The sequence below is a fragment of the Streptomyces sp. NPDC034043 genome (assembly GCF_055575675.1).
Genome location: NZ_JBVISF010000013.1, coordinates 132155 through 145216 on the forward strand (window position 1 = coordinate 132155; position 13062 = coordinate 145216).

At 69.9% G+C, this 13062-nt stretch carries 17 protein-coding genes and 3 pseudogenes; 8 read left to right on the forward strand and 12 right to left on the reverse strand.

Translation table 11 applies throughout. The features are described 5' to 3' along the window. Positions 1–10: 10 nt before the first annotated feature. A complete protein-coding gene (locus ACZ51S_RS27355; RefSeq protein ID WP_468478591.1) occupies positions 11–526 on the reverse strand; it encodes a GNAT family N-acetyltransferase in 516 nt (171 codons plus the stop codon). Between ACZ51S_RS27355 and ACZ51S_RS27360 the strand changes: the two genes are divergently transcribed. Both ACZ51S_RS27360 and ACZ51S_RS27365 read left to right on the forward strand, forming a co-directional pair. Then, a complete protein-coding gene (locus ACZ51S_RS27360; protein ID WP_468478592.1) occupies positions 519–668 on the forward strand; it encodes a hypothetical protein in 150 nt (49 codons plus the stop codon). The genes ACZ51S_RS27355 and ACZ51S_RS27360 overlap by 8 nt on opposite strands. Before the next feature lie 281 nt (positions 669–949). Further along, positions 950–1592, forward strand: a pseudogene (locus ACZ51S_RS27365) (IS701 family transposase); the annotation flags it as partial. 85 nt (positions 1593–1677) lie between these two features. Here the strand turns inward: ACZ51S_RS27365 and ACZ51S_RS27370 are convergent. Continuing rightward, a complete protein-coding gene (locus tag ACZ51S_RS27370; RefSeq protein ID WP_468478593.1) occupies positions 1678–1830 on the reverse strand; it encodes a hypothetical protein in 153 nt (50 codons plus the stop codon). A gap of 76 nt (positions 1831–1906) precedes the next feature. Between ACZ51S_RS27370 and ACZ51S_RS27375 the strand changes: the two genes are divergently transcribed. The 3 genes from ACZ51S_RS27375 (at position 1907) to ACZ51S_RS27385 (ending at position 3873) form a co-directional block, all read left to right on the forward strand. Next, positions 1907–2356 (forward strand): papain-like cysteine protease family protein, encoded by a 450-nt coding sequence (locus ACZ51S_RS27375; protein WP_468478594.1) that lies wholly within the window; start codon positions 1907–1909, stop codon positions 2354–2356. A 10-nt stretch (positions 2357–2366) separates the two neighbouring features. Continuing rightward, on the forward strand, positions 2367–3248 hold the full coding sequence (locus tag ACZ51S_RS27380; protein ID WP_468478595.1) for a hypothetical protein: 882 nt from the start codon (positions 2367–2369) through the stop codon (positions 3246–3248). Positions 3249–3498: 250 nt separating this feature from the next. After that, positions 3499–3873, forward strand: coding sequence for a hypothetical protein (locus tag ACZ51S_RS27385; protein ID WP_468962258.1), 375 nt, complete (start codon positions 3499–3501; stop codon positions 3871–3873). 39 nt (positions 3874–3912) lie between these two features. Here ACZ51S_RS27385 and ACZ51S_RS27390 read toward each other — a convergent pair whose 3' ends face one another. The 4 genes from ACZ51S_RS27390 to ACZ51S_RS27405 form a co-directional block, all read right to left on the reverse strand. Next, positions 3913–4380 carry a DUF3618 domain-containing protein gene (locus tag ACZ51S_RS27390; protein WP_468476066.1) on the reverse strand — a complete coding sequence of 156 codons (468 nt, stop codon included), beginning with the start codon at positions 4378–4380 and terminating at the stop codon, positions 3913–3915. Continuing rightward, positions 4377–4796 (reverse strand): phage holin family protein, encoded by a 420-nt coding sequence (locus ACZ51S_RS27395; RefSeq protein ID WP_468476065.1) that lies wholly within the window; start codon positions 4794–4796, stop codon positions 4377–4379. The genes ACZ51S_RS27390 and ACZ51S_RS27395 overlap by 4 nt, the downstream gene beginning before the upstream one ends. A gap of 262 nt (positions 4797–5058) precedes the next feature. Further along, positions 5059–5196 carry a hypothetical protein gene (locus ACZ51S_RS27400; RefSeq protein ID WP_468476064.1) on the reverse strand — a complete coding sequence of 46 codons (138 nt, stop codon included), beginning with the start codon at positions 5194–5196 and terminating at the stop codon, positions 5059–5061. 132 nt (positions 5197–5328) lie between these two features. After that, positions 5329–6369, reverse strand: coding sequence for a YihY/virulence factor BrkB family protein (locus ACZ51S_RS27405; RefSeq protein ID WP_468476063.1), 1041 nt, complete (start codon positions 6367–6369; stop codon positions 5329–5331). An 87-nt stretch (positions 6370–6456) separates the two neighbouring features. Between ACZ51S_RS27405 and ACZ51S_RS27410 the strand changes: the two are divergent. After that, positions 6457–6669: pseudogene (locus ACZ51S_RS27410) on the forward strand (DUF2382 domain-containing protein); the annotation flags it as partial. Positions 6670–6739: 70 nt separating this feature from the next. On the opposite strand, the gene ACZ51S_RS27415 reads toward ACZ51S_RS27410, so the two are convergent. Genes ACZ51S_RS27415 through ACZ51S_RS27425 form a run of 3 tightly spaced genes read right to left on the reverse strand, consistent with a single transcriptional unit; the run spans position 6740 to position 8610 of the window. Continuing rightward, positions 6740–7459, reverse strand: coding sequence for a DUF3618 domain-containing protein (locus ACZ51S_RS27415; RefSeq protein ID WP_468962260.1), 720 nt, complete (start codon positions 7457–7459; stop codon positions 6740–6742). After that, positions 7435–7869 carry a phage holin family protein gene (locus ACZ51S_RS27420; RefSeq protein WP_468476060.1) on the reverse strand — a complete coding sequence of 145 codons (435 nt, stop codon included), beginning with the start codon at positions 7867–7869 and terminating at the stop codon, positions 7435–7437. Before ACZ51S_RS27420 ends, ACZ51S_RS27415 begins: the two co-directional genes overlap by 25 nt. A 3-nt stretch (positions 7870–7872) precedes the next feature. After that, the gene (locus ACZ51S_RS27425) at positions 7873–8610 is read right to left on the reverse strand and encodes a hypothetical protein (RefSeq protein ID WP_468962262.1); all 738 of its coding nucleotides are present in this window, start codon (positions 8608–8610) and stop codon (positions 7873–7875) included. 447 nt (positions 8611–9057) lie between these two features. Between ACZ51S_RS27425 and ACZ51S_RS27430 the strand changes: the two genes are divergently transcribed. Beyond that, a complete protein-coding gene (locus ACZ51S_RS27430) occupies positions 9058–9561 on the forward strand; it encodes a GNAT family N-acetyltransferase (RefSeq protein WP_468803389.1) in 504 nt (167 codons plus the stop codon). 21 nt (positions 9562–9582) lie between these two features. Continuing rightward, a pseudogene (locus tag ACZ51S_RS27435) lies at positions 9583–10148 on the forward strand (2-phosphosulfolactate phosphatase); the annotation flags it as partial. A 1225-nt stretch (positions 10149–11373) separates the two neighbouring features. On the opposite strand, the gene ACZ51S_RS27440 reads toward ACZ51S_RS27435, so the two are convergent. From ACZ51S_RS27440 to ACZ51S_RS27450, 3 genes are all read right to left on the reverse strand, one after another. Next, positions 11374–11913 carry a restriction endonuclease gene (locus ACZ51S_RS27440; protein ID WP_468962263.1) on the reverse strand — a complete coding sequence of 180 codons (540 nt, stop codon included), beginning with the start codon at positions 11911–11913 and terminating at the stop codon, positions 11374–11376. 228 nt (positions 11914–12141) lie between these two features. After that, the gene (locus tag ACZ51S_RS27445) at positions 12142–12351 is read right to left on the reverse strand and encodes a hypothetical protein (protein WP_468476056.1); all 210 of its coding nucleotides are present in this window, start codon (positions 12349–12351) and stop codon (positions 12142–12144) included. A 262-nt stretch (positions 12352–12613) separates the two neighbouring features. Next, positions 12614–13045 carry an NUDIX hydrolase gene (locus ACZ51S_RS27450; RefSeq protein WP_468886589.1) on the reverse strand — a complete coding sequence of 144 codons (432 nt, stop codon included), beginning with the start codon at positions 13043–13045 and terminating at the stop codon, positions 12614–12616. Positions 13046–13062 lie beyond the last annotated feature (17 nt).

Here is a 13062-nt window from a genome sequence, read left to right on the forward strand (position 1 = left end):
CCCGGCGCCCTCAGGCGGAGCCGAATGGCTCGGGGTAGACGAACTCACCGCGGAGCGACACGTCGTAGGCGGCCAGGGTGCGGACCTGGAAGAAGTCGCCCCAGGCGAGTTCCTCACCGACGATCCCGACGTCCGTACCCGGGCGGAAGCCGAAGCGGCCGTAGAACCCGGGGTCGCCGAGGACGACCATCGCGGCGGCATCGAGGGCGTCGGCGGCGGCGAGCGAGGCGTGCACGAGCGCCGTTCCCGTGCCGCGGCGCCGCCGGTCCGGAAGGACACCGAGCAGGCTGATGTTCGGGACGGCGACGGTGCCGATGCGCCCCCACGTGCATACGGCATGGCCGACGATCGCCCCGTCCCGGTCCTCGGCCACCAGCGAGAGTGCCGGTATCCAGTCGGCGCCGAGGCGCAGCGCGTCGCGCAGACGAAGCTCTGCCGACTCCTCCTCGTACGGTTTGAAGGAGGAGTCGGCGGTCAGCGCGCGGACGGCAGAACGGTCGGAAGGGACTTCACGTCTGATGAGCACCGACGCATTCTGCCCGAAGCCCGGCGCGGCCGACTCCGCCGACCGGTGGTCGGCAGGAAGCGGGCAGCGGAAGGGAGCCCGACACCACCGCTGGTACGTATGCACCGACGAGTTCTTCGCCCTCTACCGTGCCCGCGCGTAGCGTCCGTCTCGATTGCGGCGACCTTTCCGCCCCGCCTCCACCCGGCTGCAGAACCAGACCGCTCGCCGCCTCACCATGGCGGCTGGACCATCGTGGACGGACCCGCAGACGCCCTCGCCGTCCAAGCCCCCAGCAGCTCCGTGAGGACCTGCGGTTCATCAGGACCGCCGCCGAGCGGGAACGGCTGCGGCCCTTCCCGCTCGGCGTCACTCAGTTGCCCCCGCCCCAAACCCACGTCACGCACCGGGTGAGGCAGTCACGTGATCGGCCGGACAGGTCCCGGGGTGGACCATCAGCGATCGCAGCAGTTCATGACGTCCTCGACCTGGCCCGTGTCCGATGTGCGAGCCTGGCGGGCGGTGCGGGTGGTGCGGCCGCAGGTGTGGGTGGTGGACGACACCGGTTTCCCCAAGGGCGGCACGGCCTCGCCCGGGCTGGCCCGCCAGTACTCCGGCACGCTGGGCAAGGTCGGCACCTGCCAGATCGGGGTGACCGTCCACGCCGCTTCGGACACGGCTTCGTGCCCGCTGTCCTGGCGGTTGTTCCTGCCCGCAAGCTGGGACGGCCCCCAGGCCGCCCGCCGAACGGCCTGCCGGATCCCCGAGGACGAACACCACCGCCCGAAATGGCAGCTCGCGCTGGACATGCTCGACGAACTCGATGGGATCGGTCTGCGGCCGGCCGCACTGGTCCCGGATGCCGGCTACGGCGCCAACGCCGGCTTCCGCCGCGGACTGGAGGATCGCGGCCGGGCCCACGTCCTGCAGGCCCAGGGCCGAGATGACCGCTAACGGCGAGGAAGCGGTGCCGCATTAGCCCGCCTACTCAGGGCTGGGCCCCCGCCCGTTGCCCCGCTACCGCACCCGACCGGTCTCCTTACGCGACCACGTGCTGGCGGCCGGACGCGGCCACGGTCGGACATTGACCGTTCTCTCCGCTGCCTTGCGCTCGTCAGCAGTCCCGGACGTGCGCTGCAAATGCCCGACCTCCATGATTACCCAACGAATAATCAATTAGAGGCAAATTCCAGCAAGGCCCTTTTGTGCCCCCGGCATGCTGCGCTGTCATATTCCTGCCAGATCGCCCCGTTCATCTCGTTGTACCCATCAGGGGAAGGCAGGAAAATGGGCAGGTTCAGGTACGGAACCACGGCGTCGGCCATCGCGCTGGCCGCCTTGGGATCGCTCGCTTCCGCGGGAGGCACGGCTCACGCGGAAGCGGGCCAGGACACCATCAGCATGCTGAAACAGGAGAAGTCCCAGTGGTGCTGGGTCGCCTCCGGGCTGACCATCGCCAAGTTCCACGGCGTGGGCTCCACCCAGACGGACTTCTGCAGCCGTGCCCAGCCCTACTACGGCTGCAACAACCAGCCCGCCACGCTCGACGACATGGCCAGGGGCTGGAGCAGCCTCGGCATGGCGCACCCCGGCTCGGGCCTCGCCAGCGCGGCCACGTTCAACCAGGTGTACACCGAGGTCAAGGCGGCCCGGCCGATCGGCGCCCGGATCGGGTGGACGTCCGGTGGCGGCCACATGAACGTGGTCTACGGCTTCGACACCTCGAACAGCAGGATCGCCGTGGCCGACCCGTGGCCGGACACCACCACGTACACGTGGTGGAACTACAACGACTACGTGAGCAACGGCTCATCCAAGTGGACCCACTCCCGCATCGGTATCTCCCGCTAAGGCAGGCGACATGCGCGACACCAGCGGCACCGAAACATCCAGCACGCGGGCGGCCTCTCGCTTCCCCCGCCTGTCCGTCGTCCTCGCACTGAGTGCGTGCGCACTGCTGTCCGTCGTCGGTCCGGCGCACGCGGCCCCGGCGAAGGACCCCCTCCCGGCCGACATCCCCGACTACCAGGCGGCTCTCGACGCGGTGAAGTCCGCCGACGTGCGCGACACGGTCTGCCGCTTCCTGCGCACTCCGGTGCCCAGCGAGGGCGCGGGCGGTCCAGTGCAGACGCTCCCCGAGACGGCCGAGCCGTGCCAGGGCCTCCCGGCCTTCACGATCAAGGACCCAGTGGCCCTGAACGAGATCACCCCCGGGTTCGTCGCGGGCACAGCCCCGCCACTGCCCGCGGAAGCGGTCAAGCTGACGCAGTTGGTCTCCTCACTGAGCACCACCGTGAACGGCCGCAACGCCACCGTCATGCTCGCCCCCACCCAGGGCGGCGGCTGGCACCTGGCGGCCGTGCGCGACGGCGACAGCGACGCCGCGTACGCCGGCAAGGCCGCCCTGGGCACGCTGGTCTTCACCGAGCCGCAGATCCGGGGCTGGTACCAGCTCAAGCTCACCACCGTCGAGCCTTTGAACGACCAGGCCCGGCAAGGCTTGGAAGGCCGGGCGTCGGTGTCGCTCAGTGACTACCAGAAACTGGTCAAGGCCCGCTACGCCGACAAGCTCCCTGGCTCCGAGTACGACATCAAGGGCTACTCGAGCGGCTACAGCCCCCCACGCAAGGAAGACGGCACTTCATCCTCCACCCTGCTCCTCGCCGGCGGCACCGGCACAACCCTCGCCCTCGCGGGCGCAGTCGCGGTACTCCGCCGACGCCGACACCCAAGGACCTGCTGAACCCACGTCACCACGTCCTCGCCATACTTCCGTTTCTGGTGAACTGAGGGCCACGGGGCCAGGCGCGGGCCCAGCTCCTAGTCCAGTCGCTCACCCCGCAGCTGGACGGGGAGCAGGCCGGCTCGTACTACGACCGTGCGGCGAAGAAGCTTGTCGTCAACGTCACCACCCGCAAGCGCCGCGCAGGTCCGCCGGGCAGGGGCCGTACCGAGGAAGGTCCGTTACGCGGGGCGAGACGCCGGTCGCCACCATGGCGGCCCTCAACGCCGGCAAGGCGATCCCGGGGACCGCGTCTGTGCACGACGTCAAGGCGAACAAGGCCGTGGTCACCGCCTACCGCACGGTGACGGGCAAGAAGCAAGACCAGCTCCACACGATGCTCAAGCCGTTGGGCGAGACGGTCCAGCTGGAACGGACCGACTCCGAGTTCAGGATCCACCTCATGGGTGGCGAGAGGATCGTCGGTTTCGCCACCGGCACGACTGCACGGTGGGCTTCAACGTCAAGAGGGCGGGCAAGCCGGACGCCTTCCGCTTCTCGGGCACTGCGCCGCCGCGGACAAGGAGTGGGCCATCCTCAACAGAATTGGCGCGCCGCAGCACACGGCGACCGTGCCCGCCGATGACGCCGTCCTCAACCGGCCGGTAGGCGATCTCGGATGCCTTCACCGGCGCCTTCGGCTGCGGCGCAGCAGCAGCAACAAGGCGAGGGCGGCGGCCGCGGCGAGCAGAGGGGTGCGGTTGGCCCGCGCCATCGTCACGGCTTGGTCGGCCTTATCGCGGACCGGGTCCGGGGTCTTGTCCCTGGCGAGCTGTCCGGCCCGTGCCGCGGTGTCGCGTACCTGGGCCGCCGCGTGGGCGGCCTTGTCGAGGACCGGGTCGGGAGTCTTCTCCTTGACCAGCTGAGCTGCCTGCGTTGCTTTGTCCCGGAGCTGGTCGGTGACGAGGGCCGCCTTCTGGGCGGCTTGGTCCTTGATCTCGGCCGTCTTCTCCCTCGCCTGGGCCTTGACGTCGGCTTTGGCCGCCAGTGCCTCGACGGTCTGCCCGAGTTCCTCGCGGGTGTGCTCGACCTGTCCGCGCAGCTCCTCGGGAGTGGGTGCGGCTTCTTTGTCTCCGTGGGAGGGGGTGCTCATCGGTGCGCTGCCTCCTTGATCTCGGCCATGTCGGCCTTGACGCTGTCAATGGTCTGCTCGGGTACGGGGGTGCCGGCCTTGGCGATCTGCTTCTTCCCGGCGGCGGCCATCCCAGCGGCTGCCGCTGCCAGCAGGGCGGCGATGATCAGCGCTGACGCCCAGACCGGCAGGAGCAGTGCGAGGGCTGCGATCACGGCTCCGGCCAGGGCCTGCGCGGCAAGGACGGCGACCAGGCCGGCCCCGCCGAGCAGGCCGCCACCCATGCCGAAGCCTTTGCCCTTCTGGGCGATCTCGGCCCGGGCCAGCTGCATCTCTTCACGGACCAGCTCCGAGATCTGCTGCGACGCCCGCGAGATGAGGTCACCCACCGATCCCTCGGTACTGCCCTGGCCTGGGTGCCGTCCAACGGCGCTCATGGAATCCATATCCTTCTTCCACTCGTGAGGTCCTGATTTCTCTCGGCGATGGCTGCACGATGGCGGCCGTCGGTCTGGCTCCTGCGGCGCCGCGCCGGTCAGGCGCTCTACTTGCCGCCGGTGGTGTCGTGGATGGGAGCCGGCAGCCGGCGTTGCCCGGCTGGTGCTGCCATGGCAGAGCCCCCTCCCGCTTTGAAATGAGCACGCTCCTGTCCGAGCGCGCTTACCCCGCAAACTCCTGGTCACCCGCAACGACTCGTTGTCATCGGAGATGGCGGACAACGAGACGCGACGTCGCCCGGACCAGGGCGGCTGCGGCCAGGCCGATTGCACCGTCGGCAACGACGTCGGAGGGGTAGTGCGCGCCACTGTGGACCCGCTCGATCGCCACCAGCGCCATCAGTACGGCGCACGCTGCACCCCCACGGCCAGGTGGGCGCCACGGCCGCGGTGTGGCCGGAGGGGCCGGAGCGGCCACCCGCCTCGTCAGCCGGTGATCACCATTGCGCGGGGACGCCGCGCCGCGCCAGGCTCACTCCAGGCGGCGGCGGTCTTCATCGCTCCACTTCTGGGTGTCCCGGGGCTGGACGTAGGGCTCCTCGTCCTCGGGATGGCCGCCGGCGATGGCGCGCTGGCGGACCATCTCGGCGTCGAACTCCAGGCCGAGGAGGATCGCCAGATTCGTGATCCACAGCCAGATGAGGAAGATGATCACGCCCGCGAGGGTGCCGTAGGTCTTGTTGTACGAGCCGAAGTTCGCGACGTAGAAAGCGAATCCGGCCGAGGCGATCACCCAGATCACCAGCGCCAGGAAACTCCCGGGGGTGACCCATTTGAAACCGCGTCCCTTGGCGTTGGGAGCGGCCCAGTACAGGATCGCGATCATGATCGTGACGAGCAGGACCAGAACCGGCCACTTCGCGATGGACCACACGGTCAGCGCACTTTCCCCGATCCCGAGGGCAGTCCCCGCCTGGCGGGCCAGGCCGCCGGTGAACACCACGATCAACGCACTGGCCACCGCGAGGATCATCAGCGTGATCGTCAGCGCCAGGCGCAGCGGCAGCACCTTCCAGATCGGGCGGCCCTCGGGCATGTCGTAGACGGCGTTCGAGGTACGGATGAACGCGGCCACGTAGCCCGAGGCGGACCAGATGGCCACCGCCAGGCCGACGAGGGCCAGGATGGAGCCGACACCGCTGTTGCCCTGCAGCTGCTGCACCGCGTTGCTGATCACGTCGCGCGCCGAGCCAGGCGTCAGCTTCTGCAGGTTGTCCAGGACCTGCTTCGTCGCCGACTCACCCGCGAGACCCAGCAGTGACACCAGCACCAGCAAGGCCGGGAAGAGCGCCAGCACTCCGTAGTAGGTCAAAGCAGCGGCCCGGTCGGCCAGCTCGTCGTCCTTGAACTCCTTCAGCGTGCCGCGCAGTACCGCCATCCACGACCGCTTCGGCATCTGTGAAAGCTGATCCGGCGCCCGCTCCTCAATCCGCTCGTCGGGACCCACGCTGCCGGGCTCTCCGCCGGTGCGCTCGTGGTGGTCACCGTGCTCTCTTTTCGGCTCACGTGTCATGTCGGACGCCTTTCCAGTCACGCCCCACCCATGCACCGACCGCGAGGCCGGGCCGGCTGAGCGGGGTGCCCGCACGCCAGGAGAGCCGGCACCGGACGCTGCGAGGCCGGCCGCACCAGGCTGCGCGAGTACGTCGTGACCGAGGAAGTGCAGCAGACCGTCCCCGTCGCCGTGAAGACGTCCGCGTCGGACGCGAACCGATCATCGACGAGAACTGCGATGCTGCCGTGTCCGGCCCCGACATCACCGAGGCCGAACACGAGATGAACCCTCCACGAGGAGAAGCCCTTCGTGGAGACCGGGCCGTGAGGACGGGCCCGCGGGATGCCGCGAGCCCGCATCGTTCTCAGCAGCCCCTGTCGAGGTGGTCTCAAGGGGTACCGGGGGTACCGGGGGTACCGGGGGTACCGGGGGTACCGGGGGTACCGGGGGTACCGGGGGTACCGGGGGTGCGGCGCACTTCTTCGGCTGCGTCCTGACCCACCTGGCGCAGCTCCTGCGCTGTCTCCTGGCCGGCGCTCTGCGCGTGGTCCTTGGTCGTCTCCGCGGCGGTTTTGGCGGTGGACTTCACCGCTTCCACGGCCTGCGCCGCGGGCTCCTGCATCTCCTCCTTGACCTCCTGGACTGCTTCGGCGACCGTCTGCTTGACGGGTTCCAGCAGCTCGTCGGAGTGCTCCCTCAGTTGCCGTCCGGCACGTTCCTCGGCCTCGGAGGCCGGCACGAGCGCGGCCGTGAGCATGCCGGCGCCGAAGGCGATCAGCCCGGCGGCCAGAGGGCTCCCCTGGGTCTGCCGTTTCACCTGCGCGGGCGCCTGCTGAAGGGTCTCGCTCACGGTCCCGCCGACATCGCTCGCGGTTTCCGCGATGGTGTCGGTGACCTGGCTCAGCCCTTCGGAGGCCCCGTGCGCCGTGCTCTGTGCCGTGCCCATCACACGCTCCCTCACTCCGCTGACCCGGTGGCGCACCGATGTGACCTTGCGCTGCGCCATCCTGCGGGGGGTCATCCTGTCCGCGAGGGCGTCCACGTTGCGCGCCAGGTGCGCGCGCCGGTACTCCGCGTCGGTCCTCAGCTCGTCGGGTGTCGGGCCCATCGCGCATCCTCCTTCAGCGACTCCACGGTCTGTTCGGGCTTGAGGTGGACATTGCGCCAGCCCGCACGTCCGCTCACGTAGAGTGCCGCGCCGACGGCGGCCCACAGGGCGGTGACGATCAGCGCGGCCCAGGCGATGTGGATCACGTTGGCCATCGCGAAGACGACCGTGAGGCTGGCGAACAGCATCGCCATGTGGCCGGCGTAGCCGGCGCCTCCCAGCAGCCCGCTCGCTTTCCCGGCCTTGGTGAGCTCCTGCGTGAGCTCGGCCTTCGCCAGTTCGATCTCGGTGCGGACCAGCCCGGACATGTCTTGGCCGATCGCCTCGACCAGATCCCCGATCGACGGCTCGGCAGCCTGACGGTGAGGCGGGGCGTGGCGCGTCGGCCGTTCCTGGTATGCGGTGGCCACAGTTCACATCCCTTCCACCGGGCGTGGCGAGCCGCCGTGGGGCTGCCCACCGCTGGCCGGCGGGTAAGAAGGCGGAGTCGGCACGACATGCGGGGGCTGTGACTGGCCGTAGGTGTCGGTCAGGTCGTCGTAGCCGGCCGGTATGCCGGAGCGTTCGACCGGTGGAGCGCCTCCGTCAGTCCGAGCCCCCGGCCCGGCCCCCGGCCCGCTGCCATGGTCCGTGCCGGAGTCCGCGGAGGCGGCTGCGCCCACTCCTTTGCCGGCCCTGCCGACCAGGAACCCGGCGATGGCGGCGCCTGCCAGGAAGGCGCCGGGGCGGCGGCGGGCGAAGTCTTGCAGGTCGCTGACCAGCCCGCCGGGCCCGCGCCGCTCGATGCGGTCGGCGGCCGCGTTGCCGCCGTCGGCCAGCTTGCGGGCCACACCGGCCATGGTGGAGTCGGACGTGCCGCTCTCGCTCATTTCCTGCAGCTCCTGTGCGAGCCGGCGCATGTTGTCCGCGAGGCTCTTGGTCTGCGTCTGTGCCTGCCCCTGGAGCTGATCGCGCAGGTCGCCGGTAAGACTGCGGGCCTGGGAGGTGACCTCGCCGACGACATTGGCCGCCTGCTCCTTCGCCGTCCCGCCTACCTCGGCGGCCTTGCCGCCAACCAGTGCGGCGCCCTCGCTCGCCTTGTCCTGAGCCGTCTGCGCTACCGCCGCCGCGCTGCTGTCCTGTCGGCGGCTCGATGCCTGGAAGTCACTCAAGGCTCCTCCTCGTCAATCGAAGGTTCGAGATTCCCCGCCCAGTCAGCACCTGCCCAGGTTTCAGCCCTCAACCCACCCGCATCCGTAGCCGGCGACATCAGTAGCCGTCGGCCTCGAGCGGTCACCGTCCTGTGGGGGGTCCTCTTCTTCGGTGGGCTGCTGACCGGCCCCGGCCCGGCCTCCGGCATCTCAGCCGGTGAGGCCCTCTTTGCCGCCGCCTGCGCCGCATCTTGCTGTGGGGCCCGCTGCTGGCGACGGTGACCTGGTCACGCCACCAGCGCACCAGGCTGGCGTGAGAAGCCGTTGCCATACCGATCATGAGTCTGCCGGTCGAACGGGTGTCTCGATCGGGTGATCGCGGCCTTGCCCGGCATGAGAACAGGGCCTGGCGGTATGCGGGGATAATCCAGGGGAGCGGACGGCCGCGCGCTGCTACGGTCGGGCGCCATGAGCTGGCTTCCCGATGGCTTCGTCCACCCCGTCCTGGTACCGCTGCCGGGCGGTGGTCATCACCTGCGGCCGATCCGGGAGGCGGACACCCCGCTCGACTATCCGGCTGTGATGGGTTCACGCGAGCGGCTGTGGTCCATTTTCGGCCCGGCCTGGGGCTGGCCCGCGGCCACCATGACCTACGAGGCCGACCAGGCCGACCTTCTGCGGCACGAGAAGGAGATCGCCGCGCACCAGTCCTTCAACTACGCGCTGTTCGACGCGGCGGAGACAGTTCTGCTCGGCTGTGTCTACATCGACCCACCGGAGAGGGCCGGCGCGGACGGCGAGATCTCCTGGTGGGTGGTGGACGATCTGGTGGGCAGCAAGGTCGAGCAGGCCCTCGACGCTCTGGTGCCGCAGTGGATCGCCGCCGACTGGCCGTTCGAGCGGCCGCGCTTCCTCGGCCGAGAGATCTCCTGGCCGGACTGGCTCGCCCTGCCGCGGCATCCCGACACGTAAGCGGTAGCTACCCGTACCGATCTCGAAGACGGCAGATCGAACGGGAGTCCCGATGGGGTGACTGCGGCGGGCCTGCTGCGGGCTGTTGACCTCGGCGGACGGACCGTTGTGCAGAAGACCACGGCAGGGACGGTCGGCGCCCTCGCGGTCAAGGAGGCGTCGCTGGTGTTGTGCGCCAGTTTCGTGGTGGCGGAGGCAACGGCTCGGCTCTTGCGGACGCACACGAGTGACAGTGTCACGTTCGTGGTCACCGGCGACGACGGGCAGGCCGATGAAGACCTGGCCTGTGCTCAATACATCGCCCGCAGGGTCACCGAGCCCGACACGGATTCCGCCGAGTTCCTCCGCCGAGCCGCCGAGTCACCCGCCGCCGCCGAGCTGGCGCAGGGCATACGTCAGGAAGTCCCTCTGACGACGTTGCACTCTGTCTTGAGAACGACCGGTTCCCCTTCACCATGGTGGCGACGTTGGAAGACTCACTCATGGTCCTGCGTCCCGTCGCTGCGCAAGAGCCACTCCCCCAGCCGGGTATGCGGGCATCAGCTGCAAGTCCCGATGACGGTGGGAGCCAGCCGACGGCGGCTTAGCGCACGTCCGCCGACGGGGGCGTCCATGACGTCCCAGACAGTGTCTTCGGCGTGCTCGGGCAGGGTGTCGAGGACCGTCGCGGTCGCGCAGGCCGGCCCTGGCACGCCCAGGCGGGTGACGCGGCCTTCGATACGCGGAGCTCAGGCGGACCCCGGCCGTCCAAGCAGCAGTTCGTCCTGGGCGGGGAAACGCGAAACCGCCTTCCTCCCACGCCACGATGACCATCGGCTCCCCCCTCCCCCCAGGCGGTGGTCTCCTTCGGGAGGTCACGGATCCGGCGCCACTGGCCCTCGTCGCCGATCACGTCTCCGCGATCGACGAGGGCGGCCAGTTTCGTCGGCACGGTCATGACACGAACCCTGTGAACCTGCCCCGTGGCCCGGACAGAGAACACCGCCCGGACTGGTCGCCGTCACACTGTTGACCCTTCGGGCCGCCGCGGTGTCCGCGACCCGGATCGTCAGCCCCCCGGACGGTCCCCGGCTGCCCCCCCCCGCCTCCCCGGGAGTGCGGGCCCCGCAGGCAGAGTCTGCCGCAGGTCTCTCTGCGAGGGTGGCAAACCCCACCAAGGCGTGACAGGGCCCGGCCGGGGGTGAGACAGGTGGCCGGCCGGGCTCTGTGTCGGGGGAGGCGGAGGTCAGAGTTCGTCGTCGCGCAGGACGCCCTCGTCGCGCATCATGTCGTCCTCGCGGCGCTGCCGCAGCTCCTCGAGGCTCTTGCCGCGCCCCGACTGGCCGGCCTGCAGTCCCTGGTGATGGTCACCAGCCGGCTGCCGTGTCGCCCCACGCCGAGCTGCTCCAGGGCCGCGAGCCGGTCGGACAGGCCCAGGTCGTTCGGAACGGTCAGGCCTTCGGTCGGCGGGCCTCACAACGCGCGGGCGTCCGCGCTCACCACCCCCCACGGACATCGACCGGCCGACACCAACGGCCGGCAGTCAGGGGTCCTCGTCCGCCTTCGTGCTCACCGGTGCCCGCCGGGACCCGGTCCGGTCCGGGCCGCCAAGGCAGACACCGACCCGCTCGGCGGTCCAGCCGCAGAAGCCAGCCAGACGAACCGGCACCCACGGACTACTCGCTGGCGCCTGCGGCGCGGGCGAAGCAGAAGGTGACGCTGCCCTGAAGGCCTTACGCGTGTCAGGGCGCAGACCCGGATTTCGCCGGGCGTGACGCATGACGTTCGCAGCGGTGTCCAGCTACTCCGTGCGACGGCTCGTGATCCTGTGTTTCAGGAAGTCTTTCGGCGGCCTGCCGGGGGCAGGGCGCGTAGGAGGTCCCACAGGGGGCGGGATCCGCTGGCCCGTTCGGCGAGGAGGTGGCGGTCGACCAGGTGGAGGTTCTGGGACTTCGCGAAGTCGGCGGCGTTGGCGGTGATGCGCCCGTTGGTGAGCATGACCAGGACGTCGCCGTCGTGGACCTGGCGGCCGGTGCCGTTGAGGACCTGGAGGTCGGGGGTGCCGACCGGCTTCCCTGACCAGCCGTCCTTCCTGTGCTTGCCCTGGATGACCCAGCGACGCCCGAAGGGGTCGGTGGCTTTGACGTCGGCGCCGCTGTCGCCGCGGCCGCCGACCTGCCGCGCGTCCGTGCAGCCGTCGCGGCGCATCAGGTCCCGCACCGCGAACTCGAACGCCCGGTGATGGAGAGAGTCGAGCTGTCCGAGGGGGTAGCGCATGCCGCTCGCCCGTACGTGCTCCCACCGGGCGGCCTCCCTGCGCCGCCACGCCCAGGCTCCGGCTCCCGCGGCGGCCACGAACAGTGCGGCGGCCACGATCCAGGGGTGTGCGGCCAGCCACCGCAGCGCGGTGACCGCCAGGCTGAGCCCGGCCGGAGCGCGGCGAGGACGACCTGCTCCATGCGCTGGTTCTTCCGCCGCCGCGTCATGCTGGGCCGGCGGCGGGAGCGCCGGATCGGACGGCGGCCGCTCACCTGCCCCGCCCGGGGAAAGCAGCGGTAGGACGGCTGCGGGCCGCCTGCTTCGGGGAATGCGGTTCGCCGGTCACTGGCCGGCCTGGGAGACGCCGCTGACCAGCTGGCCGGTGAAGCCGGCAATGCCTTGGCCGACGTCGGTGGGGGCGAGGATGACGCCCAGCGCCAGGACGATGACCACGGTCAACTTCTCGTCGAACCGACTTCGGGCTTCGGTGCGGCGGCGTAGCCGCAGGATGACGACGACCGCCAGGAGTACCGCCACGTTGATCGTGAGCACAGTGTCCCGTCCCCCGTCCGGCCCGTCATGGGGGAGCGGACGATTGCCCCCGTGGTCTTGTGTAGCTGGAGGTCAGCGGCGTTGTGACCAGTTCACCGGGGATTGGCGGCAATGTGCCGTCTTGGCCGAATTCGGCAAGACCGGGTGTTCGAGAGACCTCTGTACGGCAGGTCTCACGCACTCGGCCGCGTAGCGGCGATCCGGCAGGCAGCCTCGAGCTGTGGATGACTGCCGCCGCAGCCCACCTTGCCCCTGGCAGGTCCTACATGGCGAGCAGGTCTCCACTGTTGAGGGCCTGGCACAGCACCGTGGAAATCTCCCCCGGCAGCAGATTCAGGTCCGCGATGGCCTTGGTGGTAAGCGGGACTTCCTCGAGGATGTACTCTCCTCGGTCACTGCGGGCGAACTCCGGTCCGGTGCGGTTCTCGAAGTCCCACGTGTTGATGCGGGCCAGGTAGAAGAACTCCTTCTCACCCTGGGCGTTCTCCATCTCGTGGAGGAGGCGGACGATCTCGGCGTCGCCGGCGATCTCTTCGCGGACCTCGCGCAGGAGTGCTTCCTCGCGGGAGGCGTCGCTCTCCTCCACCCCGCCGCCGACGATGACCCAGTAGGGGGTGATGCCGGGGCGGACGCGCTTGATCACAAGCGTGGTGCCGTTCGGAGTGACGAAGACGGCACGAACGCGCTCCTTCATAAGGTCCTTCTCCTCGG

Bases quoted from the DNA above. Each gene is read 5' to 3' on its own strand.
- ACZ51S_RS27380 (WP_468478595.1), top strand. From the start codon at position 2,367: ATGCGCGACACCAGCGGCACCGAAACATCCAGCACGCGGGCGGCCTCT.
- ACZ51S_RS27415 (WP_468962260.1), bottom strand. From the start codon at position 7,459: ATGGGCCCGACACCCGACGAGCTGAGGACCGACGCGGAGTACCGGCGC.
- ACZ51S_RS27400 (WP_468476064.1), bottom strand. From the start codon at position 5,196: ATGGCGCTGGTGGCGATCGAGCGGGTCCACAGTGGCGCGCACTACCCC.
- ACZ51S_RS27450 (WP_468886589.1), bottom strand. From the start codon at position 13,045: ATGAAGGAGCGCGTTCGTGCCGTCTTCGTCACTCCGAACGGCACCACG.
- ACZ51S_RS27375 (WP_468478594.1), top strand. From the start codon at position 1,907: ATGCTGAAACAGGAGAAGTCCCAGTGGTGCTGGGTCGCCTCCGGGCTG.
- ACZ51S_RS27390 (WP_468476066.1), bottom strand. From the start codon at position 4,380: ATGAGCACCCCCTCCCACGGAGACAAAGAAGCCGCACCCACTCCCGAG.
- ACZ51S_RS27360 (WP_468478592.1), top strand. From the start codon at position 519: ATGAGCACCGACGCATTCTGCCCGAAGCCCGGCGCGGCCGACTCCGCC.
- ACZ51S_RS27385 (WP_468962258.1), top strand. From the start codon at position 3,499: ATGGCGGCCCTCAACGCCGGCAAGGCGATCCCGGGGACCGCGTCTGTG.
- ACZ51S_RS27395 (WP_468476065.1), bottom strand. From the start codon at position 4,796: ATGAGCGCCGTTGGACGGCACCCAGGCCAGGGCAGTACCGAGGGATCG.
- ACZ51S_RS27370 (WP_468478593.1), bottom strand. From the start codon at position 1,830: ATGGCCGACGCCGTGGTTCCGTACCTGAACCTGCCCATTTTCCTGCCT.
- ACZ51S_RS27430 (WP_468803389.1), top strand. From the start codon at position 9,058: ATGAGCTGGCTTCCCGATGGCTTCGTCCACCCCGTCCTGGTACCGCTG.
- ACZ51S_RS27405 (WP_468476063.1), bottom strand. From the start codon at position 6,369: ATGACACGTGAGCCGAAAAGAGAGCACGGTGACCACCACGAGCGCACC.